Origin of the sequence: Thermovirga lienii (assembly GCF_036847465.1) — a bacterium.
GTDB lineage: Bacteria > Synergistota > Synergistia > Synergistales > Thermovirgaceae > Thermovirga > Thermovirga lienii.
Genome location: NZ_DAITZW010000086.1, coordinates 1 through 1,573, shown reverse-complemented (window position 1 = coordinate 1,573; position 1,573 = coordinate 1). Strand labels below are relative to the sequence as shown.

The 1,573-nt window shown below is 44.9% G+C and carries 3 protein-coding genes and 1 tRNA gene; 2 read left to right on the top strand and 2 right to left on the bottom strand.

Features of this window, described 5'->3' with window-relative positions; genetic code table 11:
- The coding region (locus V7Z69_RS09910; protein ID WP_334139819.1) for a CoA-binding protein at positions 1-235 on the bottom strand (235 nt) is incomplete at its 3' end.
- An 85-nt stretch (positions 236-320) separates the two neighbouring features.
- Complete coding sequence (locus V7Z69_RS09905; RefSeq protein WP_014162669.1) at positions 321-710, bottom strand: hypothetical protein; 390 nt, start codon at positions 708-710, stop codon at positions 321-323.
- An 89-nt stretch (positions 711-799) separates the two neighbouring features.
- Here V7Z69_RS09905 and V7Z69_RS09900 point away from each other — a divergent pair.
- Together V7Z69_RS09900 and V7Z69_RS09895 are read left to right on the top strand one after the other, a co-directional pair.
- Positions 800-887, top strand: a tRNA-Ser gene (locus V7Z69_RS09900).
- 194 nt (positions 888-1,081) lie between these two features.
- Complete coding sequence (locus tag V7Z69_RS09895) at positions 1,082-1,327, top strand: hypothetical protein (protein WP_334139818.1); 246 nt, start codon at positions 1,082-1,084, stop codon at positions 1,325-1,327.
- Positions 1,328-1,573 lie beyond the last annotated feature (246 nt).

The window sequence follows — 1,573 nt, the reverse complement described above, 5'->3', positions numbered from 1 at the left end:
TGAAAAGGCATACCACATCCACATTTTCAGGGACCTCACTCAATGAGGAGTAACACAGAAAGCCCAGCACCTCTTCTCCCGCAATAGAGGGGTTAACGGGGTACAGGTCAAAATTTTGTCCCTTTAGGTATTCCATAACACCAAAGACCGGCCTATCCTGCTTCTGAGAAGCACCTATTACTGCAACCTTGCAAGGACGACACACGTAGCTCTCTATGATCTCTTCCATGTTCATTGATACTCACCTCTCTAAGAGCAGTTATTGAAATCAGACATCCCCACGCTGTAAGTGTTTTCGCCACGCGAAAACATACTTAGCCTCAGGTGGACCATAGGCCCTCGAAGGGAGCCATCAATATCGTTTGGGGAATCTCTTTAAGTTTAACCTTGATATCAACCGTCGATGTACTTTTTGGCTCCAACTTGGCCTTGGGGCCCCTCAAGGGAAGCTGGCTCAACTGTTTACCTTCTATGTCGTAAAAACTAACGATCACTCCGGGAGCCGTAAGGGTTCTATCTGAAATGTTCTTGACCACGGCCTTGCCGTTAACAGTGCCGCTTTCGATATCGAACTCCCAATTGGCAGACACTATCACCAAGGACATGTCCTCTGGTACCGTACAACTGCTTGTCTCAGCTGCGAAGCCTGCCCCTGCTACCAGCAGGAAAACCAGGCATGTTATACACATAAGTAGCAACTTTTTGTGCATGGTTATCACCCTTTCTATTTTTTAAATCCGGAGGTTGGCATTATCTCCGCTTATTATTATAATAGGTTTTCGCGTATAATGGTTAGCGCGGAGGGCTGGCCGAGCGGTCGAAGGCGGCTGACTTGAAATCAGTTGAAGGGCAACCTTCCGGGGGTTCGAATCCCTCGCCCTCCGCCAGTTTGAAGTTTACGCTCTCAATTGCTCCAAAGGCCATTGCCAGGTCATCTCCAGTTTAGGGTTCTTTTGACGCTTACCATTCTAAACCATATACCCCGCATTGACTCTTAATTTTACGCCATCCTATGTTTAGTGTTATCATATCTACTAAGAAAATGCATCAAATTGTGAAAACAACAAGGCAGGTGAACTGCATGGCATGGGTCATGAGTCAAACTGGAAAAGAAATAATGAATTGTGTAGCTTTCCGCATAAAACGCCTTGAAGGATACAAAAAAACATTCATAGAAGGACGAATTATCGGCGGTGATTCCTTCCATATTTTGGGGGAGTTTGATTCAGAAGATGAAGCAATATCCACGTTCAAAGAACTGTACAAAACCCTTTCGTCCTCAGAAAACCCTTCTTTTGACTTCTCTAAACAAATTCACAGCGGCTAAAACTTCACAAATAAGAAAGGCCGGAACGAGCCGTAGGCTTCTTCCGGCCTTTCTATAACTTAACCTTCTAACCTTCAAAAAATATAGGTCTAAGGGGTGTCAGTCTGAGGGTTCCCTAGGTTTTTTTATTTCTCCAATAGTGCTGAACCACCATGCCAATAAAAAACACCAACCCAGCAAGTTTGTAAACCCCAAGGGGACTTACCATCCCTATGCCTATAACAGCAAAAAGAACCCTTTCCCATA

What these genes read in the sequence shown, in the direction of transcription:
- V7Z69_RS09895 (WP_334139818.1), top strand. Translation starts at nt 1,082, where the DNA reads ATGGCATGGGTCATGAGTCAAACTGGAAAAGAAATAATGAATTGTGTA.
- V7Z69_RS09905 (WP_014162669.1), bottom strand. Translation starts at nt 710, where the DNA reads ATGCACAAAAAGTTGCTACTTATGTGTATAACATGCCTGGTTTTCCTG.